We start from the raw sequence: 23,693 nt of genomic DNA on the forward strand, positions 1-23,693 counted from the left end.
AAACGCCCGGTCCCATTCCGAACCCGGAAGCTAAGACCCACAGCGCCGATGGTACTGCACCCGGGAGGGTGTGGGAGAGTAGGACACCGCCGGACACACATTAGGTCGAGACCCCCCAACCCACACCAGGGACGGGGGGTCTCCCATTTAACAACCAGCCACGCCCAGCGCGGGAAGCCCACGCAGAGGCGAACTCTCCTAGCCGGAGAAGAACTCAGACAACTCCGCGATGAGCTTGTCGGGCGCCTTGTTGGGGCCATCGTGCCCGAACCCGGGGAGGATGGTGTAGCTCGAGCCGGACAGGACGTCGTGGATCTGGCCGCACGCCACACCGAAGTAGGCGGGGCTCTTCTCGCCCACCACGATCAGCGTTTCAAGGGGCAACTCCAGGAACGGCTCAGCGGGCATATCCGCAGCTATCACTGCCTTGATTTCGCGGACTCCGCACGTCATCAGTTCCCGCATCTGCTTGCCCATGGGTGTTCCGGCGGTCAGCTTGGTGGCGAGCGTCAACATGGACAGGGGCATGCGCGCGAAGGCGCCACCTGTCTCCACTCCCTTGATGAGTACGGCGAGTCCGCGATCGTAGTCTCCTGCCGCCGTCGCGCGTTCATATTCCGGCGTCCAGTCGGCTTTGACGCTGTGGTTGACGGAGACAGCGGGATCGTAAACGGCGAGTCGCTCAACCGGTAAGGTCCGCGCCGCATGCAGTGCAACGGCGCCGCCGAAACTGTGCCCGAAAACGTCTGTGCTGGATGTGTGTTTCATGACCGCGTCCAGATCCCGGATGTCGGCTTCGAGTGTGTAGTCCTCGGGCTGGGGAGATGATTCACCGCGTCCACGGCGGTTAAAAGTATGGACAGGCCGGCCGAGGGACTCACTCAGTTTCTGCGCGAAACGTGTGTAATCGGAGGCCGTCACCATTGAGGCAGGCACGACCACGATGCCGGAGCCTGCAGCTGCCAGGTCACCGCCTGTAGTCAGTACCTCGAGGTGTCCGCCGTCCGTTGTGGTGATGATCTCGCGCGTCATGTCTTGAGCCTAACCGAGCCACCTGAACGCAGGCAGCATGCCGGACGTTATGTGGACAACAATCAGCTTTTGAAGTAGTCCGAAATGTCCATCACGAGTTCCTTCACAGCGGCTGGAACGGACCCGTGAAACCCTTTTGGCGATACCGCAAGGGTGCTTCCGGGAACAGCGGCGTGCAAACGCGCTGCGGTTACCTTGTAGTACTGCGGGCTCCTCTTACCCACCATGAAATGGGTGCTGGGAGGTAGAACGGAGAAATCGCGCGGACTTTCCGTGGCGTCGAAGGCAGCTTTGAGTTCTCCGACGCCGGATGGGAGGAGTTCACGGAACATCGTGTTGACCTTGGTTCGCGAAACCACTGCCATGAGGCCCACCAGAACAGGTTCAGGGATACGGGCCAGGGCACTTCCCGGATGCATTCCCTGCTTCATTCGGGCCAGCGCGAGATTGAGGTTTCCCTTGTTCACGGAGTCCTCGAAGCCGGCCATCCAGTCCGTGTCCATGCTTCCGTCGATGTTCACGGCGGCGTCGTAAACGGCGAGCCTGTCCGGTTGGTGGTGTGTGCCGGCAAACGCCTGTGCAGCGTTGAGGGCCACCGACCCGCCCAGGCTGTGGCCGAGGATGTTCCTTGCATCGGTGGCGTCCATGATGGTGCGCACATCCGCAATTTCCGTGACCATGGAGTAGTTGTGTGGTTGATCGCTGGAGTTGCCACGGCCCCTGCGATCGTAGACGTCCACGGCCCACCCATCACCGAGGCCCTTCGCGAGGGCAATGGAAAAGGGCCGATAGATCAGGGCTGTGAGGAATGCGCCGCCGATCAGGACCACGCGGCGCTCCCCGGGTGCGTCTTCCGCGCCGTAGCTGTACAAGGCGAGTTTACCGCCGTCGTGCGTTTTGATGGTGCGTTCCCTCACCGGTTTATCCTAGGGCGCGCTGGCATTGGGGCCGTGCCTCCTGAGAGGAAGCGGGCGATCCGGGCTGCAAGCCGCCTGCCTGGCCGCAGGGGACCTTCATGGAACTGCAAGGGCACAATAGCGAAGTCGATGACTGGAACCGCTCCAGCAAGGGTGCGGCCGGTTTCGGCGAAGTAGGACGGACTCCAGCCGCCGCTCAGCATGAGTGTTGGAGTCACGAGCGAGGTGAAATCGTGAAGATGAGCGTCGGCGTCGAGGACCGCGCGCATTTCGGCGACGGCGGTGGGCAACAGGGAGCGCATCTCCGAACCCAGCCGCGTCTGTGCAGAGAGGATGCTCAGCATCCGCAAGGCGCCCATCGGCAGGTAGGAGATGGGACCGGCAGTTCCCAAACCCTGCACCAGATGGGCCCACGCGTGGTCCAGTTGGCCTGCGGTAACTGCGGCTTCCAATTCCGGACGCCACCGGCCATGGAGATTTCCTGATAGCGAGACAGCGGCATCGTAGGTGACCAAGCGGTTGATCTTCGTGCTGCGAGCCGCCTGGAGCGCCACGAAGCCGCCGTAACTGTGCGCCACGACATCCGTTGAATCTGTCCTCCGCATCACTGCCTGAAGGTCCGCGATCTCGGTGCCGGCGGAGTAGCCGGGCGGTTGTGGCGCCGAATGGCCGCGGCCGCGCCGGTTGTAGCAATGGACCGGTCGCCCCAGCATCAGGCCCAGGGTCCGCGCGAAGGGCCAGTACAAGGAATCGGTCACCAAGGTGCCATGGACCACGACGACGCCGGACGGTTCCGCAGGCGCCTGCGAACCGGGAATCGAGGCTTTCGACGCCGGCCGGAACGTGTGCACCTCAAGCTGCCCGCCGCCGTCGTCCGTTTCAACTGTCCACGTCTCCACAGCCCGAGTCTATGTCCGGACGTAGAGGCCCGTAATCACCGGTAAACTTAAGGACTGTGACTTCCGCAAACACCCCAGCCCTGAACACCTCCGCAGAGCCCATCGACGCCAGCGAGCAGATGCGTATCCGCATGGACAAGCGCGCCAAGCTGATCGAACGTGGCACAGAGGCCTATCCTGTGGGCGTTGAGCGGACGCATTCCTTGAGTGAGATCCGCGAAAAGTATGCGCATCTGGAAGCCGACGAAACCACAGGTGACATCGTCGGCGTCACGGGCCGCGTCGTGTTCGTACGAAACACCGGCAAGCTCTGCTTCGCTACCCTCCAGGAAGGTGGCGTTGACGGCAAGGGCGTTCGTCTCCAGGCAATGCTGAGCCTGGCCAATGTGGGCGAGGAAGCGCTGGCCGATTGGAAAGCCCTGGTTGACCTTGGGGACCACGTTTTCATCAAGGGCGAGGTCATTTCCTCCCGCCGCGGTGAGCTCTCCGTCATGGCCGATTCCTGGTCCATGGCCTCCAAGGCCCTGCGCCCGCTCCCGGTCCTGCACGCGGAGCTTAACGAAGAAACCCGTGTCCGCCAGCGCTACGTGGATCTCATGGTCCGCGATGAAGCCCGCGAGATGGTCTACAAGCGCGCTGCCATCACACGCTCTGTCCGCGACACCCTTGACCGCCACGGCTACGTCGAGGTGGAGACCCCCATCCTGCAACTGGTCCACGGTGGCGCCACGGCTCGTCCGTTCGAGACGCACATGAACGCGTTCGATCAGAAGATGACCCTGCGCATCGCCACGGAACTCTTCCTGAAGCGCGCGGTAGTGGGTGGCATCGACCGCGTCTATGACATGGGCCGCGTGTTCCGGAACGAAGGCGTGGACTCCACGCACAGCCCCGAATTCACCACCCTTGAGTGCTACGAAGCCTGGGCTGACCAGTTCGTCATGGCTGAGCGCATGAAGGAAATCATCCTGAACGTGGCGGACGTGGTTGGTACCCGCACCATCCAGACCGACGCCGGCGAGATCAACCTCGACGGCGAATGGGCTTGGGTTGCGGTGTACCCGGGGCTTTCTGAAGCGATTGGCGTTGAAGTCACTCCCGACACCACGGTGGAGGAACTGTTGGCCATTGCTGCTAAGCACGAGGTCAAGGTGGATCCGAAGTGGGACGCCGAGAAGATCGTGGTTGAGCTCTTCGGCGAGATCGTGGAACCCACCCTGCTGAATCCGACATTCGTTTACAACTATCCGCCGTCCGCTCAGCCGCTTGCCCGTCCGCACCGCGAAGACGGCCGCCTGATCGAGGCATGGGACCTGATTATCGGGGGCATGGAGCGCGGCACAGCCTTCTCCGAACTCATTGATCCTGTCATCCAGCGTGAACGGCTTACGGAGCAGTCACGCCGTTCTGCGGCTGGCGACGTAGAGGCCATGCAACTCGACGAAGACTTCCTTCGCGCCCTTGAATACGGCGCCCCGCCCATGGGAGGTATCGGGCTCGGCATCGATCGCCTTGTGATGTTGTTCACCGGTGCGGGTATCCGCGAAACCATTCTGTTCCCCTTGCTGAAGCCCGAAGGACACTGATCATGGAATACATCGCAGTCCTGGCGCCATCGATCGTTGTTGGCTTGATCTTCTGGTTTGCCATGAAGTCCATCTTCAATGCGGACAAATCCGAGCGGCAGGCAGAAGCCCGCGCCCAAGCAGAGGCCAATTTGCGGAATTCCGGCCCTGAGGGTGAAGGCCCGGCAGCTAAATAGCCTGCAAATTGGGTGTCCTTAGCAGGAAACCCAAATGTGCCTTTGACGTGTGTGCTTGGCGTGAACGATAATCAGGAATAGGAACCCTCAAATTTCTGATTATCCAACCCTCCAAAAGAGAGGCTACTCATGGCACAGAAAGTTAAAATCATCCTCGTCGATGACCTGGATGAAGGGTCAGCGGACGAAACTGTCCGTTTCGGGCTGGACGGCGTTAGCTACGAGATGGACTTGTCCACCGCTAACGCAGAATCTTTGCGCAAAGCACTGGAGCCCTACGTAGCCAAGGCCAGGAAGACCTCTTCGGGCCGTGCAACACGTGGCCGTGCGACTGCCACTCGAAACCAGGATTCGGCACAGATCCGTCAATGGGCTCGTGACAACGGTTACACCGTAAACAGCCGCGGACGTATTCAGGCTGAAATTCAGGAAGCGTACCAGAAGGCCAATTCCTGATTCACCCGCCTTCAATGCCCCGGCAACTTCTGCCGGGGCATTAGGTTTTTAAGCCCATAGTTTGTTGTCAGGCCTTCCAAGGGGGTGCCTGGACCAAGCCTTGGAATATTCCGTGAATCGTTCCGGCACCTGCGGTGGGGGATTATCCGACCTTTTGGAACTGGTCAAAGCGCCTGCTCAAAGCGCCTGCTCAAAGCGCTTGCTCAAAGCAGGCGGGGCGCGTTCCTCGGCCTATCACTGCCCTGGGTGGCTGACCCACGTCCTTCAGGAGCCCTGACCACGTCCTTCCGGAGGCCGGCACGGGCGTGGGACAGGCGTTCCGCGGCCGGGCCTCCCTACCGCGAAGGGGGTGCCAGGTTTATTCCGCTGGGCGTCATGTTTCCCCTGTGGCGAACACGCTCCAAAAGTCGGGCTCCTGCACGTAGCATCAAAGTACGTCGTAGCTAGGAGTGTGGCGAAATGTTTGAGAGATTTACGGACCGTGCCCGTCGCGTGGTTGTCCTTGCCCAAGAAGAGGCACGGATGCTCAATCACAATTACATTGGTACCGAGCACATCCTCTTGGGTCTGATCCACGAGGGTGAAGGCGTTGCCGCAAAGGCGCTTGAATCCCTGAGCATTTCGCTCGATGGCGTCCGCGAACAGGTGCAGGAGATCATCGGCCAGGGCCAGCAGGCTCCGTCCGGGCACATCCCCTTTACCCCGCGCGCCAAGAAGGTGCTTGAGCTTTCGCTCCGCGAAGCACTGCAGCTCGGCCACAATTACATCGGAACCGAGCACATCCTGCTCGGTCTCATCCGCGAGGGTGAAGGCGTTGCTGCCCAGGTACTGGTCAAGCTTGGCGCGGACCTTAACAGGGTCCGTCAGCAGGTCATCCAGCTGCTTTCCGGCTACCAGGGCAAGGAAGCCGCAGGTTCGGGTTCCAGTCAGGGCCAGCCGGAGGGAACCCCGGCAGGCTCGGTGGTTCTGGACCAGTTCGGACGCAACCTCACCCAGGCTGCCCGCGAGAACAAGCTCGATCCCGTGATCGGCCGCGAGCAGGAGATGGAACGCGTCATGCAGGTCCTCTCCCGCCGTACCAAGAACAACCCAGTGCTCATCGGTGAGCCCGGCGTCGGTAAGACGGCCGTCGTCGAGGGCCTTGCCCAGGCGATTGTCCGCGGCGACGTCCCGGAGACCATCAAGGACAAGCAGCTGTACACGCTGGACCTTGGTTCGCTGGTTGCCGGCTCGCGCTACCGTGGCGACTTCGAAGAGCGCCTGAAGAAGGTCCTCAAGGAGATCCGCACCCGCGGCGACATCATCCTCTTCATTGACGAGATCCACACCCTCGTTGGTGCAGGTGCTGCTGAAGGCGCCATCGATGCTGCATCCATCCTGAAGCCGATGCTTGCCCGTGGTGAACTCCAGACCATTGGTGCCACCACGCTGGATGAGTACCGCAAGCACATTGAGAAGGACGCTGCTCTTGAGCGCCGCTTCCAGCCGATCCAGGTCAAGGAGCCTTCCGTCGCCCACGCGATCGAGATCCTGAAGGGCCTGCGGGACCGCTACGAGGCACACCACCGCGTAACGATTACCGACGGCGCCCTCGCCTCAGCCGCGCAACTGGCCGAACGCTACATTTCGGACCGCTTCCTGCCGGACAAGGCGATCGACCTCATCGATGAAGCCGGCGCACGCCTGCGTATTCGCCGCATGACCGCTCCGCCGGAGCTCAAGGCCATGGACGAGCGCATTGCCGACGTCAAGATGGAGAAGGAATCCGCCATCGACGCCCAGGACTTTGAGGGTGCCGCTTCGCTGCGCGACAAGGAGCAGAAGCTCATTGCCGAACGCGCTGAGAAGGAGCGCAACTGGAAGTCCGGCGGCATGGATGACATCTCCGAGGTTGATGAAGACCTGATCGCCGAGGTTCTCGCGAACTCCACCGGTATCCCCGTCTTCAAGCTCACCGAGGAAGAGTCTTCGCGGCTCCTCAAGATGGAAGACGAACTGCACAAGCGCGTCGTCGGCCAGGACGAAGCCATCAAGGCTCTTTCCCAGGCTATCCGCCGCACACGTGCAGGCCTGAAGGACCCCAAGCGTCCTGGTGGCTCGTTCATCTTCGCCGGGCCTACGGGTGTCGGCAAGACCGAGCTCGCCAAGGCCCTTGCCGAGTTCCTGTTCGGTGAAGAGGACGCCCTCATCACGCTGGACATGTCCGAGTACTCCGAGAAGCACACGGTTTCGCGACTCTTCGGTGCACCTCCGGGCTATGTCGGCTACGAAGAAGGCGGCCAGCTGACGGAGAAAGTTCGTCGCCGTCCGTTCTCCGTGGTCCTGTTCGACGAAGTTGAGAAGGCCCACGCGGACCTCTTCAACTCGCTCCTGCAGATCCTGGAAGACGGCCGACTGACCGACTCCCAGGGCCGCGTGGTGGACTTCAAGAACACCGTGATCATCATGACCACCAACCTGGGTACCCGCGACATCTCAAAGAGCGTCGCTACGGGCTTCCAGTCCGGCACGGATACCCAGACTGGCTACAACCGGATGCGCGCCCGGGTCACGGAGGAGCTCAAGCAGCACTTCCGCCCCGAGTTCCTCAACCGCGTTGACGATGTTGTGGTGTTCCCGCAGCTCACCCAGGACGAGATCATCGAGATCGTGGACATGTTCGTTACCCGCCTGGAGCGTCGCCTCAAGGACAAGGACATGGGCATCGAGCTCACCACGGCAGCAAAGGTTCTTCTGGCCACTCGTGGCTACGATCCCGCAATGGGTGCCCGGCCGCTGCGCCGCACCATCCAGCGCGAGATCGAGGACCAGCTCTCCGAGAAGATCCTCTTCGGCGAATTGCACTCCGGTGACATCGTTGTGGTGGATGTGGACGGCGAAGGCGACGACGCCAAGTTCACGTTTGCAGGCAACGCCAAGCCGCGGATCCCGGAGATTGCTCCTACCGCATAAGGCACACGTACGAATGCAAAGCCCCATCCGCTCCGAAAGGAACGGGTGGGGCTTTCGCGTCAGATGGCGTCTCGCTGGCGGTTCCGGAGGCATTTGCGTAGCTTGCGTCAAAGCGACGAAGGAGCAGCAATCGGCAAATGGCGCCAGCACCGCCAGTATCCACACACCAACCCCGGAATATCTGAAAGTAGTGTTTCACTATGAGTGAACCACTCTGTGATCGACGGCACAATGCGTGTTGAATCGGAGCATGGATTCGACTGACGCCCCAACCCCGGGCACGCCACCTGAAACTCCTTTCCACGACATCGACCACTACCTCTCCATCCCCAGGGTCAGTGGTCTCACGCTCAGCCCGGACGGCAAGCGCCTGGTCACTACCGTTTCAACCCTGAACGGCAAGGGCGCCGAGTTCGTCACTGCACTGTGGGAGATCGACCCCACCGGCCAGAGCCACGCCCGACGGATCACCCGGAGTTCCAAAGGTGAGGCCGGTGCCGCCTTTGCCGCGAACGGCGATCTTTACTTCACGTCTTCCCGCCCCGACCCCGAGAGCGCAGATCCCGACGCCGATCCGGTGAACGCACTGTGGCTGCTCCCTGCCAGTGGGGGAGAGGCTCGGGTTGTGCACGCTCGAGCCGGCGGGATCAGTTCCGTCATGGCGGCAAAGAACGCGGATGCCATCATCGTCAACGCCGAGGTTTTGGCGGGCTCCAGCAATGAGGAGAACGACGAAGAACGCCGCAAGGCCCGCAAAGACAACAAAGTGTCCGCCATCCTGCACAGTGGCTACCCGATCCGCTATTGGGACGCGGACCTGGGTCCTGCCCAACCGCGCCTGTTTGCAGTGGAGCCGGGCGAGGAGGAGGAAGCCGGCAAACCAACCACCATTGACGCACCAACGCCGCTTAAGCTGAGGAACCTGACTCCCGGCGTCGGCGGCTCGCTGCGGGAAGCCAAAACTGTGGTGAGTCCGGACGGCAAGACCATCTACACGAGCCTCACCAAAGCCCTCGCCAAGGCCGACAGCCGTGAGGTGCTGGCCGCCGTCGACGTCGCCACGGGAACCGTCAAGGTACTTCTGGACCGCGAGGGAATGAGCTACTTCCCTGGTCCCGTCAGCCCGGACAACCGCACGCTGGTGGTGGAGAGCGAGAGTGACACCACGCCCACGCAAGCGCCGCAGGTCAAGCTGCACCTGCTGGACGTATCGGGCAGCGAAACGACTGACCTGGAGCCGCTCGCGCACCAATGGGACCGCTGGGCTACTGCCTTGGCGTGGCTCCCGGAAGGCAATGCCATCCTGGTGAAAGCGGACGACGACGGCGCGTCGCCGGTTTTCCGGATCGACGTCGCTGACGGTGGAGTAACACGGGTGACGGAAGACGCTGCCGCGTATTCCGACGTCGTGGTTTCGCCGGACGGAACCACAGCGTACGCACTGCGGAGCTCCTACGAGTTCCCCCCTGAAGCTGTACGGATCGACCTCGCTTCCGGAGAGGTGGTGAGGTTGCAGGCACCCGCGGAACGGCCAACGTTCAAGGGGCACCTTGAACGTGTGGAAACGACGGCGGAGGACGGCGCTCGTGTGCCGGCGTACCTGGCGCTCCCTGAAGGTGCGTCCGGTGACAACCTGGCCCCGCTCCTGCTATGGATCCACGGTGGGCCCCTGGGCTCATGGAACGCCTGGACTTGGCGTTGGAACCCCTGGCTGCTGGTCGCCAAGGGCTATGCCGTGCTGCTGCCTGACCCTGCGCTCTCCACAGGCTACGGCCAGGAGTTCATCCAGCGCGGCTGGGGTGAATGGGGCAAGAAGCCCTTCTCGGACCTCATGGCTATCACCGATGCCGTAGTTGAGCGGGCGGACATCGACGAGTCACGGACAGCGGCGATGGGCGGGTCCTTCGGCGGCTACATGGCCAACTGGGTGGCAGGCCAGACGGACCGCTTCAAGGCGATTGTGACCCACGCCAGTTTGTGGGCCCTGGACCAGTTCGGCCCCACCACCGACGCCGCGCAGTACTGGCTGAAGGAAATGACCGTTGAGATGGCGATGGAGAACTCGCCACACCTCAACGTACGCAACATCAAGACGCCAATGCTGGTGATCCACGGAGACAAGGATTATCGCGTCCCGATCGGCGAGGGCCTGCGGCTTTGGTACGAACTCTTGTCCTCATCGCAGTTGCCCGCCGACGACAACGGCCAGAGCCCGCACCGGTTCCTCTACTTCCCCGACGAAAACCACTGGATCCTCCAGCCGCAGCACGCGAAGGTTTGGTACGGAGTAGTGGAGCACTTTCTGGCAAAGCAGGTGCTGGGCGAGGAGGTGGGCCTGCCGGAGGAGTTGGGGATCTAGAGACCGGAACGGGGGCGGCGGATCAGCCTGCGGACATACGGCGAATTCCGGTGGCGTAGGCGTCGAGGACTTCGAATATCCCGCGGTGCTGCCACACGCGGTTGCGGCCGCGGCCTGACGCTTCCGTCAGTACGCCGCGGTCCGTCAGGGCATCGAGTGCGCGCAACGCCGCCATCTCGCCAAGTCCGAGCTCGGTCACAAGGTACTTCGTATTCACTGCAGGCTGGCCGATCAGTGCGGGCAACACCCGCCAGGCCGCCGCGTCCGCGCGCAGCCCCGTCATCTTCGCGCGGGACTCCTCGAGTTGTGCGACAAGGTCGTCGACCAGCCGCGATCCGGTAGTTGCGGCGATCCGACTCGCCATTGCGAACTCTCGGACGATTGGGCCGGCATCGCCCTCCCGAAATGCGCCCAGTGCTGCGAAGTAGCGTGCGGTATCCACGAGGAGGCCCGCGGAGATCGGCACCACGGTTGAGTCCACCAGGCCCTTGTTACGGAGAATCGACTGCGCCAGTGCGCGCCCTGTCCGGCCGTTCCCGTCCGGGAAGGGGTGGATCGTTTCGAACTGGGCATGGCTGATCGCCACTTGGACGAGTACGGAGACATCCTGGCGATCGATGAACTTAACCAGGTCCGTGATCGCAGCGGGAATGCGGTCGTGGTGCGGGGCGACGAACTCGGCCACCCGTGGCCCTGCCTGACCAGGGCCGATCCATACCTGCTCGTCCCGGAAACGGCCGGCACCGGCAGGATCGAAGCCGCGCTGGTGGAGCATCAGTGCCTTGTGCATTGCGAGGATGGAATCCTCGCTGATGTCGTCGGCCAGTTGGAGGGCCGCCTCCATGGCTCGAACGTTGCCGATGACGGTGAGCTCGTTGGCTTTGCCGCCCTCGTCGATCTCGGCAAGAGCGAGCTGCTTGGCGGACGTCGTCAACTGTTCGATCTGTGAGCTGGAGGCAGACTCTGTGCGCAGCAGGATCGCCGTCATTGGCCCGAGCGCGGGATTGTCTCTACCAAGGGTCCGCTGCGCGTGCTTGTCGAACCCGACCAGCTGTCGAGTGGCGTCCTCGATATCGGCGGAATCTTCGCTGGAAATGAAGGGGGTCCAGTCGGCTATCGGCGCCGTGACGGCCGCCTGGTAAGGGCCGGTTTGGCGCTCCACCTCCGCGCGGGAGTACATCTCCGGCGCTCGCGGCTTCCAGTCGAAGGTCTCGAAGGAGACCGGATCGACCGGAATACCAACGCGCGGAGGTGTTGCCATGCACCCAGCTTACCAACACTTATCAAGCTAAGTGTTGGTAAGGGCTTCCAGTCCATCAACTAGGCCTCTTTAAGCGTGGGCGCGACAGCCCTTGCCAACAGATGAACCCATAAATGTTGGTAACCGCTCCTCCTTCTCAGTCACGAATCCGCGGCCCCGTCCCACGTAGCTAGGATGGGGGAGTGAATTCGACCTTTAGCCTTCGTCCTGCCCGTACTAGTGATGTGGCGGCGATTAAGAGGTTGGTCGCGCCTTTGGCGGAGCAGCGGATTTTGATGGCCAAGGAAACTGTGGCCTATTACGAGAGCCTCCAGGAATTCCGGATTGCCGAATCCCAGGACGGCGACGTGATTGGTTGCGGTGCCCTGCACGTTATGTGGGAGGACCTGGCCGAGATCCGCACTCTTGCCGCCGCGGACACGTGGCGGGGGCGGGGTGTGGGGCACGTGCTGGTGAAGGATCTCCTCGAAAAGGCCAAGGAGCTCGGTGTCAGCCGGGTTTTCTGCCTGACGTTTGAGGTTGACTTCTTCAAGCGCCATGGCTTCGAGGTCATGGAGGACCAGTCGGCCGTGGACCCGCAGGTGTACTCGGAGTTGCTGCGCTCGCATGACGAAGGCGTGGCGGAATTCCTGGATCTGGCCCGGGTAAAGCCCAATACGTTGGGCAATACACGCATGATCAAGCACCTGTAAGAACCCACAACAAGCGCTGACAGATACGGGGTTCAACCCTGCCCGGATTATGCGTGATTTAAAACCCCTTCTCTTATCTAAAGTTGATGGATAAACTGATCGAGGCTTGCTGGGGAGCTTCCGCCATTCGGTCAATCGAGAGAAGATCATGCAGTCCCACGCGTCCTTTTCGGGAATTTCAGAACTCCAACTCAGCGTGCGCGGTCCCGTGTTCACGCCTGCCGATCCCGGCTTCCAAGCCGAGGTAGCGGCCTTCAACCTCTCTACTCAACACCAGCCGGATCTTGCCTTCGGCGCCCTCGACGCAGAGGACGTTTCGGCGGCTATCAGATGGGCGGCGGAACGGGGAATACCCGTAGCCGTCCAGTCCACAGGGCATGGTGCAACCAACGCGATAGAAGGCGGGATGCTTATCAGTACCCGCCGGATGCTGGAACTCAGCGTCGACCCCCTTGAGAAGACCGCCAGAGTGGGGGCCGGTGTTCGGTGGAAGGCTGTGGTTGAGCTTGCTGCAACCTTCGGTTTGATGGGGCTCTGTGGTTCAACCAGTGACGTCGGCGTGGTGGGATACACGCTGGGCGGGGGCCTGCCAATCCTCGGCCGAAAGTACGGCTTCGCCTCGGATCATGTCATCGCTTTCGAGCTGGTCACAGCGGACGGCACCCAGCAAAGGGTTACTAAGGACGAGAACCCTGAGCTGTTCTTCCTCCTGCGAGGCGGCAAGGGCAATCTGGGCATTGTGACGGCCATGGAATTCCACCTCTTCCCAGCCGCAGACATCTACGCCGGTGGCGTGTACTTCGACGGCGGGCACGCCCCGGAAGTCCTTGGGGCGTTTAGGGAATGGGTGCCATCGCTACCCGCGGAGGCATCGGCGTCGTTGGCGTTTTTGCGCCTTCCGGAGATGGAGATGATTCCGGAGCCGTTGCGGGGAAAGTTTGTGATCCACCTCCGCTACGCCTACCAAGGCGACCTGGCTGCAGCGGCGGAGCTGCTGGAGCCCATGCGCCGAAGCGCCCCGTTCATGATGGACGCCACCGGCCCTTTGGAAGCAAGCCAATTCGACACGATCCACCAGGATCCGGACCAGCCAGTCCCCGTTCGCGAGCGTGGCTTCCTGCTTGACCGGTTGGACGAAGAGGCGTCCGAGGCAATCCTGCGGCACTTCGGTCCGGGCGTTGAGAGCCCGGTGTTGCTGGCCGAACTCCGGCTGCTGGGCGGTGCCCTCGCCAAGAGCGCGGAGGGCGAGGATATTGTGGGCGGACGTGACGCGGCGTTCAGCTTCTACATGGTTGCCATTGCCGCGCCTCCTGTTGTTGAGGTACTGCCCGCAGTTTTCGAAGCCGTGCACACAGACCTTCGTCCCGCTGCCAATCCGGGCACCTTTGTGAACCTCCATGGGCACTTTGTGGATGCCGAGGACAGGGAGCGCCCTTGGGGCCCCAGTGCGCGGGAGCGGCTTAGGAAGGCGAAAGCGGCGCTGGATCCGAAGAACATGTTCAGCTTTGGGCACGTAGTGGGCCTTCCTGCCACGGAACAGCCGGTTGTTATGGATCAGACCGTGCTGCTCGAAGACGTGGTCACTGCCGGCGGCGACGCCGCGCTGAACAATTAAGGGGCGGACCATGCAAGAGCGCGTCACGTTTCCGGACTTTTCAGCCTTCCAGATAGACATCCCCCACGGATCCTGGCCGAACGAATCCTTCTGGCCAGGGACCGCCCACTCGAACCCGGACTTGTACTCCGCATTTTGGCTCGATTTCCATGCCCGCAGTGACCCGGAATTCAGTCCTCCCGCCGCCGCGGAACCCGGGCACCACGAAGATTAACTGTGTCATTCCGGCAGGGGCGGGCTTTTGGGCCGTCCCTGCCGGCCTTTTAATGGGCGTCGGCGCCCTCTGCGCCAGCGAGGCCTACCCTGTGCCCGGGCGCCGGTAGTAGGGTCAGAGCACCAGCCACAGCACGTCCAGGAGCATCCCATGAAAAAGCTCATCAATGATCCACGCGCCGTGGTGGACGAGTCCGTCGAAGGCTTCGGCATGGCCCATGCCGACATCGTGGACGTCCATCCCGAGCCCAAGTACGTCATCCGGAAAGGCGCACCTGTTGCGGGCAAGGTTGCCCTGGTATCCGGCGGCGGCAGCGGTCACGAGCCGCTGCACGCTGGTTTCGTGGGCCTCGGAATGCTCGACGCCGCGGTGCCCGGCGCCGTTTTCACCTCGCCCACGCCGGACCAGATCATACCGGCGACCGTCGCTGTCGACTCAGGTGCCGGCGTCGTGCATATCGTCAAGAACTACACAGGGGACGTCCTGAACTTTGAGACTGGGGCGGAGATGGCACAAGCCGAAGGCGTACACGTGCGTTCGGTGTTGGTCAACGATGATGTCGCAGTGGAGGACTCCCTGTATACGGCGGGCCGCCGCGGAGTGGGCGGGACTGTCCTCGTGGAGAAGATTGCGGGTGCTGCCGCTGAGCGTGGGGACGGTCTTGAAGCTGTTGCCGCCATCGCGGAGCGGGTCGCCGCCAACGTTCGGACCTTGGGAGTCGCACTCTCTGGCTGCACGGTTCCCCACGCAGGTACGCCGAGCTTCGAGCTTGCGGACGACGAGATCGAGATCGGCATCGGCATCCATGGTGAACCCGGACGGCACAGGATCGCCATGGAAAGCGCCGACGCGATCACCGATCGTCTATTGGAGCCCGTGCTTGAGGATCTCGCCATCTCCTCCGGCGACAGGGTGCTGCTGTTCGTGAACGGCATGGGCGGCACGCCGCAGTGTGAGCTTTACATCGTCTATCGCCGGGCCGCCCAGGTACTCGCAGAGCGCGGCGCAACAGTGGAGCGCTCGCTGGTGGGAAACTACGTGACGTCACTTGAAATGCAGGGGTGCTCGGTGTCCGTGCTGCGCCTCGACGACGAATTGACGCGTTTGTGGGATGCTCCCGTTCACACCGCCGCCCTGCGTTGGGGAGCGTGAGCATGGGCCTGGGTGTTGATTGGGCAGTGGACTGGCTGAAGCTTTCGGCGAAGGCCATGGCAGAACATCGAACCGAACTGATTGAGCTGGACCGGGCAATCGGCGACTCGGACCACGGCGAGAATATGGACCGTGGATTCCAAGCCGTGTTGCAGAAGCTGGACGAGACGCCGCCGGAAACTGCGGGAGCCGCCCTCAAGGCCGCCGCTATGGCACTGATGTCCAAGGTGGGCGGAGCTGCCGGGCCGCTGTACGGGACGGCATATCTTCGGGCGGCCACGTCCCTAGGGGACACCGCCGATATTGATGCAGAGGCGCTGGCTTCCGCGCTCGCCGCTGCCCGCGACGGAGTGGTGGCCCGCGGCAAAGCCGAGACAGGCGACAAGACCATGATCGACGCGTGGACGCCGGCAGTGGAGGCAGCGCAGAATGCGGCGTCCGATGGCGGCGATGTAGTCGCCGTCCTGCAGGCTGCTGCCGAGGCGGCCGAAGTGGGGGCTGTGGCTACCGATCCGCTGGTGGCCCGCAAGGGCCGCGCAAGTTACCTCGGCGAGCGGAGCGCAGGGCATCGCGATCCAGGAGCGGCCTCCACGGCGTTGCTCTTGCGCGCAGCGGCAGCAGCGGCGGCCGGCTCCGCAGGAAACACGGGAACCGACGCCGTATGACAGTTGGGATTGTGGTTGTCTCCCACAGCAGCAAGATCGCTGAAGGTGCTGTGGAACTCGCCGCCCAGATGGCGCCCGACGTCGAACTCGTCGCCGCCGGGGGCACTGACGACGAACGGATTGGCACCAGCCTGGAGAAGGTGCTTGCCGCCGTCGAGCAGTCACTGATTGATGCCGGAGGCGAGGGCGTGGTTGTGCTGACGGATCTGGGCTCGGCAGTAATGACAGCTGAGTCTGCGATCGAGTTCGCCAGCGACCCCGACGCCATATTGCTTGCCGATGCGCCTTTGGTTGAAGGGCTTGTGGCCGCGGCCGTCGCGGCGCAGGGCGGGGCTGGCGCCGAGGAGGTGCGTAAGGCTGCCGAAGCGGTTGGATTCGGGACTCCTGCTGGTACTGACGCGCCTGGCGGTCCTTACGAGTCCCGGGAGCCGGATGCTGCCGGCGATTTCGAGCTCATTAATCCCATGGGCATCCACGCGCGGCCTGCGGCCAAAATAGCCGGTGGACTGTCCGGCCTTGACGCTGAGGTGACAATCAACGACGTCGACGGGACGTCCATGATGGCGCTCATGACGCTCGCCGCCGGGCAGGGTGCAAACCTGCGCGTGGAGGCCCGTGGCAAGGACGCCACAAAGGCAGTTCAGTATGTCGGGCGGTTGGTGGGCGAGGGGTTCGGAGAGATCTAACACGCCTTCATCAGGAGCAAATATTGCTAAGTACACTGATTAGTGATGTTGTAGAGGTACAGGTTCACTACAAGGAAGAGGTGCGACATGGGTGCTGACGACAAGATGGAGAACGCTGGCGAGAAGATCGCAGGCAAGGCTAAGGAAGCAGCTGGAAAGCTTACCGACAACGAACGCCTGGAAGCCGAAGGCAAGGGCGAACAGGTCAAGAGTGACCTCAAGGGTGCCGGCGAAAAGGTAAAGGACGCTTTCAAGCACGACTAGGAATTCGGGCGGGGTCGCAGCAGATGCAGCGGCCCCGCCTTCCTTTGCGTTTAACAAGGCTTGAACCGAACGATCAGATGGAGGATTCTTTCGTGAATTTGCTGGTGAAATTGTTCGGCCTGGCAGTCAGCCTTGGAGCTGGCGTGCTGGCAAACAAGACGCTTGAAGGACTCTGGGAGAAAAAGACAGGAAAACCTGCCCCCAAGGACGGAACTGATCTGAACGATTCCTTGCCGGGAGTGCTCGTGTTCGCTGTGGTCTCGGCGGGCGTTGGTGCAGTGGTTCACGTTCTTACCCAAAGGGGCACCAAAAGTGCGCTGGCCCGAATGAAGAAAACGGCAGACGAGGTTTAGCAAAAATGGCAATAGCCCGATACCCGAGTGTTGTTATTGATTGTCCGGATGCGCCCGCCCTTGCCGCCTTTTATGGCGAATTGTTGGGCTGGGAGGTGAAGGGCGAAACCGATTGGTTCGAGATCCGCTCCAGCGACGGGAACAACTGCATTGCCTTCCAACAGGTCGAGTCGTATCACGCGCCTGAATGGCCGGGGCAAACGGTTCCCCAGCAGATGCACCTTGATCTGATGGTGGAGGACCTGGACAAGGGCGAGGAAGTAGCTCTTTCGCTGGGGGCAAGCAAAGCGGAGCACCAGCCGGGGACCACCTTCAGGGTGTTCCTTGATCCGGCCGGCCACCCGTTCTGCCTGTGCCTTTCCTGACGCGGTGCGTGTCTGACCCTGCCGGCTCCTAACCCTGCTGGGCCGCCCACTCCTCGACGCGGCGGTTGCTTTCCTCTTCGGAGAGATCTTCCACGCGGGTCATGATGGACCAGCGGACGCCGAAAGGATCGCGGATGCTGGCATATCGGTCCCCTGAAACGAACGTGGTGAGAGGTTCGCGGATGATGGCGCCTGCTTGTTCCGCTCGTTGCACAAGTGCGTCTGCGTCCGGGCAGTAGAACCCCAGGGAGTAGCAGTCATCATCGCCGTCGGGCGCCGGGACCAGGTGGTATTCCGCGTTGGGTTCGCCCAGTTGAAGGTGACCGTTCCCGAGGTCCAGTTCGGCATGGACCACAACTCCGCCCATCTCAGTAGTGCCAACAATCCGCGCCCCGAAAACGTCCCGGTAGAACGCGATCGCATTTTTGGCGTCGGGTACGGCGAGGAAGGGCGTCAGGCTGGTCAGGCCATTGGGGACTCCGTGGGTAGTGTACTTGCCGTGGGCGGCCGTGGTTGGCTCAGTGCTTGTAGTATCTGTCATGTCCACGACGCTACGGGCAGGGCTGGCTGCGGCGCTTGGAAATTCGCGACAGACTTTGTTGGGGAGGGTCTCATGGATGGTTCGTTCAAGGGCATTCTGTACCCGGCACGGCTTCCCACTTTCAACCGTTTGGCGGCACCGGAGTCAATTGCGGAGCTGGTCCAGTGGTTCTGGATTCCCGAATGGGACATTGAGCCAGGCCGCACGTCCCGTCAGCATCTGATCGCCTACCCCGCGTCCAACCTCGTTGTGCAGTTGGATGACGTGGTCTTCTCGGGTCCTGCAACCCGCGCCGCCTATCGCGACTTGAATGGCCGCGGCTGGGCAGTGGGAGCGCTGTTGCGCCCGGCCGCTGTTCCGGTGTTCACCGACGATCCCGGCAGTTTGCGTGATGCCGAGGTGGCTTTGCCCTTAAAGGACCTCCACCGTTCTGTCGCACGGGCCATGAACGCCCCCGACGGCGGCACCCACCGCGAGCGGGCAGTGGACGCCTTTGCGTCGTGGCTGGGTGCCTTGGACTACTTACCTTCCGAAGAAGCCTTGCTGGCCAACCGGATGATGGACATTATTGCCTCCGACCCGGATTTGGCCCGGATTGATGACGTGGCGGCCCGGCTGGCTGTTTCGGGCCGGTCGCTCCAGCGAATTGCCAGGAAATACATCGGGCTCAGCCCGTCTGCGCTGATCCGTCGACGTCGTCTGCAGGATGCTGCCGAGAGGGCACGTCTGGACCCTTCCGCCGATCTTGCGGGCATCGCAGCCGAACTTGGCTATACAGATCACGCGCATTTGACGAACGACTTCCAGAAGTACCTGGGGTTCACGCCGAGCACATACCGGCGTGCTGTTGGCAGTTAAGCGTTCTCGCAGCATCCGCCATGACGTTGCTGCTGACTACACAGAAACGGGCACAGGTGGTTCCGTAGCCTCTTTGCTGGGTTCCGGCGTCGTGGTTTCCCCGCGGAAGGCGGCGAGCATCGCCTCGCGATCGAATTGTCCCTCCCACTTGGACACTACAAACGTGGCAACGCAGTTGCCCAGCAGGTTGACCACGACGCGCATGGAATCCATCAGCCTGTCGGCTCCGAGGAGCAATGCCACACCCGCAACGGGGAAGATTCCCAAAGCCCCGGCAGTAGCGGAAAGGGCCAGGAAGGCCGAGCCAGGGACGCCTGCCATGCCTTTGGAGGTCAACATCAGGATTCCGAGGGCAGCCAGCTGTTGGCCTAAATCGAGGTTATGGCCGAATGCCTGGGCAAGGAACAGCAACGAGATCGAAAGGTAGAGCGCGGCGCCGTCGAGGTTGAAAGAGTAGCCCGTGGGAACCACCAGCCCCGTGGTTGCGCGGGAGCATCCTGCGTTTGTCAGCTTGGTCATGATTCGCGGCAGCACTGATTCCGTGGATGCGGTGCCCAGCGCCAGCATGAACTCTTCGCGTGAGTACTTGATGAACTGCCACAGCGGAACGCGTGGATAAACCCAGGCCACGATGAACAGTAATCCGATGAAGACCAGTGCCGAACCGTAGCATGCAGCCACCAGCAGAGCGTACGTGCTCAATGAACCCAGCCCGTACTGGCCGATGATGAATGCCATTGCCCCGAAGGCGCCTACCGGGGCAACCCGCATCACCCACGACATGATCTTGAAGAAGAGTTCGAGGGTGGTCTCCATGAGGTCGATGACGGGCTTGCACTTCTCCCTTCCCACCACCACGATGGCAGCCCCGAAGAAGACCGCGAAACAGAGGACCTGCAGGAGCGTGTTGGATGCGAAGGCCCCAACCACGCTGGTGGGAATGATGCCCAGCAGGAATTGTCCGGCGTCCTTGGGCGGGGCCGTGGTGGTCTTGGCGTTGACTGCTTCCGCTGACAGGGAGGCCGGATCAATGTTCAAGCCGGCTCCCGGCTGGACGATGTTGGCCACGAGCAGCCCGAACGCCAGCGCGAAAAGTGTGGCCGCGGTGAAGTAGATGAGGGCTTTGACTCCCACGCGGCCAACGGACTTCACGTCACCAACGGCCGAGATGCCCGTGACGATGACCAGGAATATCAGTGGCGCAATGATCATTTTGATGAGTTGGATAAAGCCGTCGCCCAGGGGGCGAAGTGCAGACCCGATATCCGGCCAGAAGTAGCCAATGGCGACCCCCAGCACCACGGCCACCAGGATCTGGAAAAACAGGGATTTATGGAGTGGCTTCTTGGCTGGTGTGCTCACGGCAACATCGAGTGCGGGAGTCTTCATGGTGGCGCCTAACTGTGCGGGGCCATGAGGGGTCACGGCCTGGGGTCACACATGACGCTATGAGGGGCGTGTTTCGGAATTGCTAATTCCAACGCCACATTGTGTTTAATACCGGAATCAAGTTTTCACGATACGGAACTTTACTGCAGTTGAAGTGGTTGGCAGCCTTCCGCGAGTACCTCTGTCGGCTTTGGAGTCGGCTTATGGAGCGCATCGAGAAACAACCTGTAGGAGATGACCCCCGCACTTGCGGACCCGGTGGAGCAGCAGCATCTGTAAACGTGGGTCATCCAAGGGCCGGGGAGGAGAGCTCGAAGCCAGGAGTCGCACTCGGTCAACGAGAGCGGGGCTTGGATTCCACTGTCCTTGCGATGGGCAGCAATGGACACGGTTACACATGTTCCCGCTCGGGCCGGCCCAGGAGCGAACCATCCCCATTCCACGGTCTCGACGACGATCGTCACGTTGATGTTCTCGTCTTCAAATGATGAGGTGGGGCTCATTCGATAATGGCGTCGGCCGCTGTGGCGTGGGCCGGGTTGTGAAGACCCGCTGAGTGCCTCGCGAAGTTCGTTCAATTCGGTGCCATGCTTATTGCGGATCCTCGCGCTGAGATCCATGACCGAGGTTCCCTCTGCTGCGCTGGGCGCCGGGGCGTCGACGGCAGCAGGGGTGGGTGCCGTAACAGAAAACGTGTCACGGATGGGCTGCTCGGACCGGTGCACAACACCCCCAGGACTTGACCATCAGGCAGGTGAGATGAGGATACCCGTCCAAAAATCAAATCGCTAGAGGAACCGTCCGATTAACCCTGCCTCAGCCCCGTCGCATCGAGCACCAGATTGGCGGTGATGAACCGACCGCACTGCTCACCAAACGGGTAGTCGGCCTTGGGTGTGAACGTCAGCGTCCGCACCGGCAATGCAGTGCCGGATGGAGAGGTGCCGGATACGGTTGCTTCAAGCGGACTTTCTGAGAGCGCGGGCAGTCCCAGGAAGCCGGTCATCGTTCCATCGGGGGAGGATGTTGCGGAGCACACGCCTTCAGGGGAGCAGCCCTGATCCACGGCGATTGAGCCAGGGTGCAAAACCACGTCCGCCTCGGTGCAGGTCCCGTCCTGACACGCTTTCATCCGCAATGACGCAACTGTGTCCACGTAGCCGGCAGCCACCGTGATCGAGACTCCAGACGCCTGGGCGATCGCCGGGCAAGGTACCGGTTCAGCGAAGCAGCTGGGAAGAAGTGCCGAGGTACCCATCAGGGTGAAAGCCAAACCAATCTTGCCCATGCTTCAGGGTAGGACTGGAACCAGCAGGAGGCGCCGCAACGGAGGGAATCGGCACCCCATCGTTACGGCTCACGCTGGCCCGTTGCCGAACCGACACCGCGCGGGATTGCCGCTTAGGCCGGAAGCCGCAAACCGCCGTCGTGGATTTCCGCCAACCCGTCGCTGACCAGGCCGTCGAGTGCCCGTTCCAGTTGCTCGGGCGCTGAGTTGAGTCGGTGCAGTGCTGCCAGCGGAATCCCGACGCCGGACGGAGCGAACCCATGGTCCGCCGGCGCCTGCTCGAACATCTCGCGCGGAACCGGGATGGCAGCTTCGCGGAGGACGGCCATCACGGCTCCCCGGACTTGCCGGTCCGTGCCGTGCCAGGACTGGCCCTTGGGCGTGTACGACGGCGGTGGCTCACCTGCCGCGAGCCAGGCGCAGCTTGAGCGCACGGGACAGTCGGTGCACTTGGGGCTCCGGGCCGTGCACACCACGGCACCCAGTTCCATGACGGAGGCGTTCCAGCGCACGGACAGCGGCCGGTCTTCGGGCAGCAGGGCATCGGCCAGGCGCATCTCGGCCGCTGTGAGCGCCGGAGCGGGCAGGGCGTGCCCGGAGATGAGCCGCGCATGGACGCGACGGATGTTGGTGTCCACCACTGTTTCGCGGCGGCCAAAAGCAAAGGAGGCGACGGCGGCAGCCGTGTAATTGCCGACGCCCGGCAGGGTCAGGAGCTCGGGATAACTGTCCGGAACGTCGCCATAGTGCTCGTCGCGGATAGCGACGGCGGCCGCGTGAAGTCGCAGTGCCCTGCGGGGATAGCCGAGGCGGCCCCAGTGACGAACGGCCTCCCCGGAGGGCTCATCGGCCAGGTGCGCGGGGGTTGGCCAGCGTTCCATCCAGTCCCGCCAGACCGGAAGGACGCGGACCACAGGAGTTTGTTGGAGCATGACTTCGCTGACCAGGATGCCCCAAGGACTGCAATCAGGCTCGCGCCACGGAAGGTCCCTGGCAGTCTCGGCGAACCACTGGTCCAGGGACTGGTGGAGTCCGGCGAGTTGGTCGGTACCGGGAAGTGCCATGCGTCAGATCTCCCGGACTGTTGATGTTTAGGTTGGCGCCGGAGCACCGGAATTCTGCCCTCTACTGTAGTGGAAACCAGGACGGCGACGCTCCTGCGGTGCACGTCACACACGGCGGGTTTGGCGTCCGGCGGCGTGGTGGTGGCGTGCTGCGGAGTGGGCCCGCCTAGCCTAGAAACATGGCCAATCAGGGTAAGAACCAGTCGTCCGCGCGCACATCAGCGCCGCCGAAGGGGTCTGCCCGTAATTCAGGCGGTGCAGGCCGCCCTGGCACCCCAAAGCCCAGGCGACGTCCAAGCCCCGCCGTTTACCGCCGGCGTCGGCAGTTTGTCTTCGGCGCGCTGCTGCTCGTGATCGCCCTCGTGGTGGCTGGCATCATGGCAATTAGTGGTGCGCTTGCAAGTAAGTCCGAGCCCCAAGCGGTCAGCACACCTGAAGCGTCCCAAGTGCCCACGCAAGGGAATGCGCCCACAGCAGGCACTGCCTCCCCGTCCGCAAAGCCGACGCCTGTGTGTGACCTGAGCCTGGTGACCGTGGCCGCAGCTACGGACAAGCCAGCCTACGCGGCGGAGGAGAAGCCGCTGCTGACCATGACCATTACCAATGGCGGAACGGCTCCCTGTGAGGTGAACGTTGGCACGTCCCAAATGGAGTACGTGGTGATGAGCGGTTCGGACCGGATCTTTTCCTCCAAGGATTGCCAGGCCGGCAGTGAAGACCTGGTCAAGACCATCCAGCCTGGCAAGAGCGAGACCGCCAATTTCCCCTGGCAACGCAACCGGACGCTTGAAGGCTGCGCCCCGATCGAGGCCAAGCCCGGCACAGGCGGCGCCTACTACACGTTCGAGGCCCGCTTGGGGAACAAGTCCAGCACCAAGGCCGTCTTTCAGTTGAACTAGTTGTGGAAGC

Annotated in this window: 23 protein-coding genes and 1 rRNA gene; 16 read left to right on the forward strand and 8 right to left on the reverse strand. The window is 62.4% G+C overall.

Annotated elements, in window-relative coordinates; genetic code table 11:
- Nucleotides 1-95: ribosomal RNA gene (gene rrf / locus AC1DD7_RS21970) — 5S ribosomal RNA — on the forward strand; the annotation flags it as partial.
- Nucleotides 96-198: 103 nt separating this feature from the next.
- On the opposite strand, the gene AC1DD7_RS21975 is transcribed toward rrf, so the two are convergent.
- From AC1DD7_RS21975 to AC1DD7_RS21985, 3 genes are all read right to left on the reverse strand, one after another.
- Entirely contained in the window at nt 199-1,032 is an 834-nt protein-coding gene (locus AC1DD7_RS21975) for an alpha/beta fold hydrolase (protein WP_431117459.1), read from the reverse strand.
- Nucleotides 1,033-1,094: 62 nt separating this feature from the next.
- Nucleotides 1,095-1,949, reverse strand: coding sequence for an alpha/beta fold hydrolase (locus AC1DD7_RS21980; protein WP_477516549.1), 855 nt, complete (start codon nt 1,947-1,949; stop codon nt 1,095-1,097).
- A complete protein-coding gene (locus AC1DD7_RS21985; protein WP_477516550.1) occupies nt 1,946-2,848 on the reverse strand; it encodes an alpha/beta fold hydrolase in 903 nt (300 codons plus the stop codon). Before AC1DD7_RS21985 ends, AC1DD7_RS21980 begins: the two co-directional genes overlap by 4 nt.
- 56 nt (nt 2,849-2,904) lie before the next feature.
- Between AC1DD7_RS21985 and lysS the strand changes: the two genes are divergently transcribed.
- The 5 genes from lysS to AC1DD7_RS22010 all read left to right on the forward strand — a co-directional run bounded on the left by lysS (nt 2,905) and on the right by AC1DD7_RS22010 (nt 10,377).
- Complete coding sequence (gene lysS, locus AC1DD7_RS21990; protein ID WP_431117462.1) at nt 2,905-4,434, forward strand: lysine--tRNA ligase; 1,530 nt, start codon at nt 2,905-2,907, stop codon at nt 4,432-4,434.
- Between the two features lie 2 nt (nt 4,435-4,436).
- Entirely contained in the window at nt 4,437-4,610 is a 174-nt protein-coding gene (locus AC1DD7_RS21995) for a hypothetical protein (RefSeq protein WP_216922753.1), read from the forward strand.
- A 129-nt stretch (nt 4,611-4,739) separates the two neighbouring features.
- Entirely contained in the window at nt 4,740-5,066 is a 327-nt protein-coding gene (locus AC1DD7_RS22000; protein WP_223947524.1) for a histone-like nucleoid-structuring protein Lsr2, read from the forward strand.
- A gap of 459 nt (nt 5,067-5,525) precedes the next feature.
- Complete coding sequence (locus tag AC1DD7_RS22005; RefSeq protein ID WP_216922749.1) at nt 5,526-8,018, forward strand: ATP-dependent Clp protease ATP-binding subunit; 2,493 nt, start codon at nt 5,526-5,528, stop codon at nt 8,016-8,018.
- 250 nt (nt 8,019-8,268) lie between these two features.
- Nucleotides 8,269-10,377 (forward strand): S9 family peptidase, encoded by a 2,109-nt coding sequence (locus AC1DD7_RS22010; RefSeq protein ID WP_477516551.1) that lies wholly within the window; start codon nt 8,269-8,271, stop codon nt 10,375-10,377.
- A 22-nt stretch (nt 10,378-10,399) separates the two neighbouring features.
- On the opposite strand, the gene AC1DD7_RS22015 is transcribed toward AC1DD7_RS22010, so the two are convergent.
- The gene (locus AC1DD7_RS22015; protein WP_477516552.1) at nt 10,400-11,638 is read right to left on the reverse strand and encodes a Fic family protein; all 1,239 of its coding nucleotides are present in this window, start codon (nt 11,636-11,638) and stop codon (nt 10,400-10,402) included.
- A gap of 182 nt (nt 11,639-11,820) precedes the next feature.
- On the opposite strand from AC1DD7_RS22015, the gene AC1DD7_RS22020 reads away from it, so the two are divergent.
- The 8 genes from AC1DD7_RS22020 to AC1DD7_RS22055 all read left to right on the forward strand — a co-directional run bounded on the left by AC1DD7_RS22020 (nt 11,821) and on the right by AC1DD7_RS22055 (nt 17,644).
- Nucleotides 11,821-12,330, forward strand: a complete 510-nt coding sequence (locus AC1DD7_RS22020; protein ID WP_431117465.1) for an amino-acid N-acetyltransferase — start codon at nt 11,821-11,823, stop codon at nt 12,328-12,330.
- Between the two features lie 148 nt (nt 12,331-12,478).
- Complete coding sequence (locus tag AC1DD7_RS22025) at nt 12,479-13,945, forward strand: FAD-binding oxidoreductase (protein WP_477516553.1); 1,467 nt, start codon at nt 12,479-12,481, stop codon at nt 13,943-13,945.
- A gap of 364 nt (nt 13,946-14,309) precedes the next feature.
- Nucleotides 14,310-15,311 carry a dihydroxyacetone kinase subunit DhaK gene (dhaK, locus tag AC1DD7_RS22030; RefSeq protein WP_477516554.1) on the forward strand — a complete coding sequence of 334 codons (1,002 nt, stop codon included), beginning with the start codon at nt 14,310-14,312 and terminating at the stop codon, nt 15,309-15,311.
- A 2-nt stretch (nt 15,312-15,313) separates the two neighbouring features.
- On the forward strand, nt 15,314-15,976 hold the full coding sequence (dhaL, locus tag AC1DD7_RS22035) for a dihydroxyacetone kinase subunit DhaL (RefSeq protein ID WP_431117468.1): 663 nt from the start codon (nt 15,314-15,316) through the stop codon (nt 15,974-15,976).
- The gene (dhaM, locus tag AC1DD7_RS22040; RefSeq protein ID WP_477516555.1) at nt 15,973-16,662 is read left to right on the forward strand and encodes a dihydroxyacetone kinase phosphoryl donor subunit DhaM; all 690 of its coding nucleotides are present in this window, start codon (nt 15,973-15,975) and stop codon (nt 16,660-16,662) included. The genes dhaL and dhaM overlap by 4 nt, the downstream gene beginning before the upstream one ends.
- A gap of 87 nt (nt 16,663-16,749) precedes the next feature.
- Nucleotides 16,750-16,926 (forward strand): CsbD family protein, encoded by a 177-nt coding sequence (locus AC1DD7_RS22045; RefSeq protein WP_224094634.1) that lies wholly within the window; start codon nt 16,750-16,752, stop codon nt 16,924-16,926.
- Between the two features lie 92 nt (nt 16,927-17,018).
- Entirely contained in the window at nt 17,019-17,279 is a 261-nt protein-coding gene (locus tag AC1DD7_RS22050) for a DUF4235 domain-containing protein (RefSeq protein WP_223947533.1), read from the forward strand.
- A 5-nt stretch (nt 17,280-17,284) separates the two neighbouring features.
- Nucleotides 17,285-17,644 carry a VOC family protein gene (locus AC1DD7_RS22055; protein ID WP_477516556.1) on the forward strand — a complete coding sequence of 120 codons (360 nt, stop codon included), beginning with the start codon at nt 17,285-17,287 and terminating at the stop codon, nt 17,642-17,644.
- Nucleotides 17,645-17,672: 28 nt separating this feature from the next.
- On the opposite strand, the gene AC1DD7_RS22060 is transcribed toward AC1DD7_RS22055, so the two are convergent.
- A complete protein-coding gene (locus AC1DD7_RS22060) occupies nt 17,673-18,185 on the reverse strand; it encodes a VOC family protein (protein WP_477516557.1) in 513 nt (170 codons plus the stop codon).
- Nucleotides 18,186-18,257: 72 nt separating this feature from the next.
- Between AC1DD7_RS22060 and AC1DD7_RS22065 the strand changes: the two genes are divergently transcribed.
- A complete protein-coding gene (locus tag AC1DD7_RS22065; protein WP_477516558.1) occupies nt 18,258-19,043 on the forward strand; it encodes a helix-turn-helix transcriptional regulator in 786 nt (261 codons plus the stop codon).
- Between the two features lie 36 nt (nt 19,044-19,079).
- Here AC1DD7_RS22065 and AC1DD7_RS22070 read toward each other — a convergent pair whose 3' ends face one another.
- From AC1DD7_RS22070 to AC1DD7_RS22080, 3 genes are all read right to left on the reverse strand, one after another.
- Nucleotides 19,080-20,432 carry a cation:dicarboxylate symporter family transporter gene (locus tag AC1DD7_RS22070; RefSeq protein ID WP_477516559.1) on the reverse strand — a complete coding sequence of 451 codons (1,353 nt, stop codon included), beginning with the start codon at nt 20,430-20,432 and terminating at the stop codon, nt 19,080-19,082.
- 805 nt (nt 20,433-21,237) lie between these two features.
- Complete coding sequence (locus AC1DD7_RS22075) at nt 21,238-21,720, reverse strand: hypothetical protein (protein ID WP_431117474.1); 483 nt, start codon at nt 21,718-21,720, stop codon at nt 21,238-21,240.
- Nucleotides 21,721-21,833: 113 nt separating this feature from the next.
- Nucleotides 21,834-22,784: an HhH-GPD family protein gene (locus AC1DD7_RS22080; RefSeq protein WP_477516560.1), complete on the reverse strand. Its 951-nt coding sequence runs from the start codon at nt 22,782-22,784 to the stop codon at nt 21,834-21,836.
- A gap of 179 nt (nt 22,785-22,963) precedes the next feature.
- Here AC1DD7_RS22080 and AC1DD7_RS22085 point away from each other — a divergent pair, with 179 nt between their 5' ends.
- The gene (locus tag AC1DD7_RS22085; protein WP_477516561.1) at nt 22,964-23,683 is read left to right on the forward strand and encodes a hypothetical protein; all 720 of its coding nucleotides are present in this window, start codon (nt 22,964-22,966) and stop codon (nt 23,681-23,683) included.
- Nucleotides 23,684-23,693 lie beyond the last annotated feature (10 nt).

The organism is Paenarthrobacter sp. 10L412 (assembly GCF_056395565.1).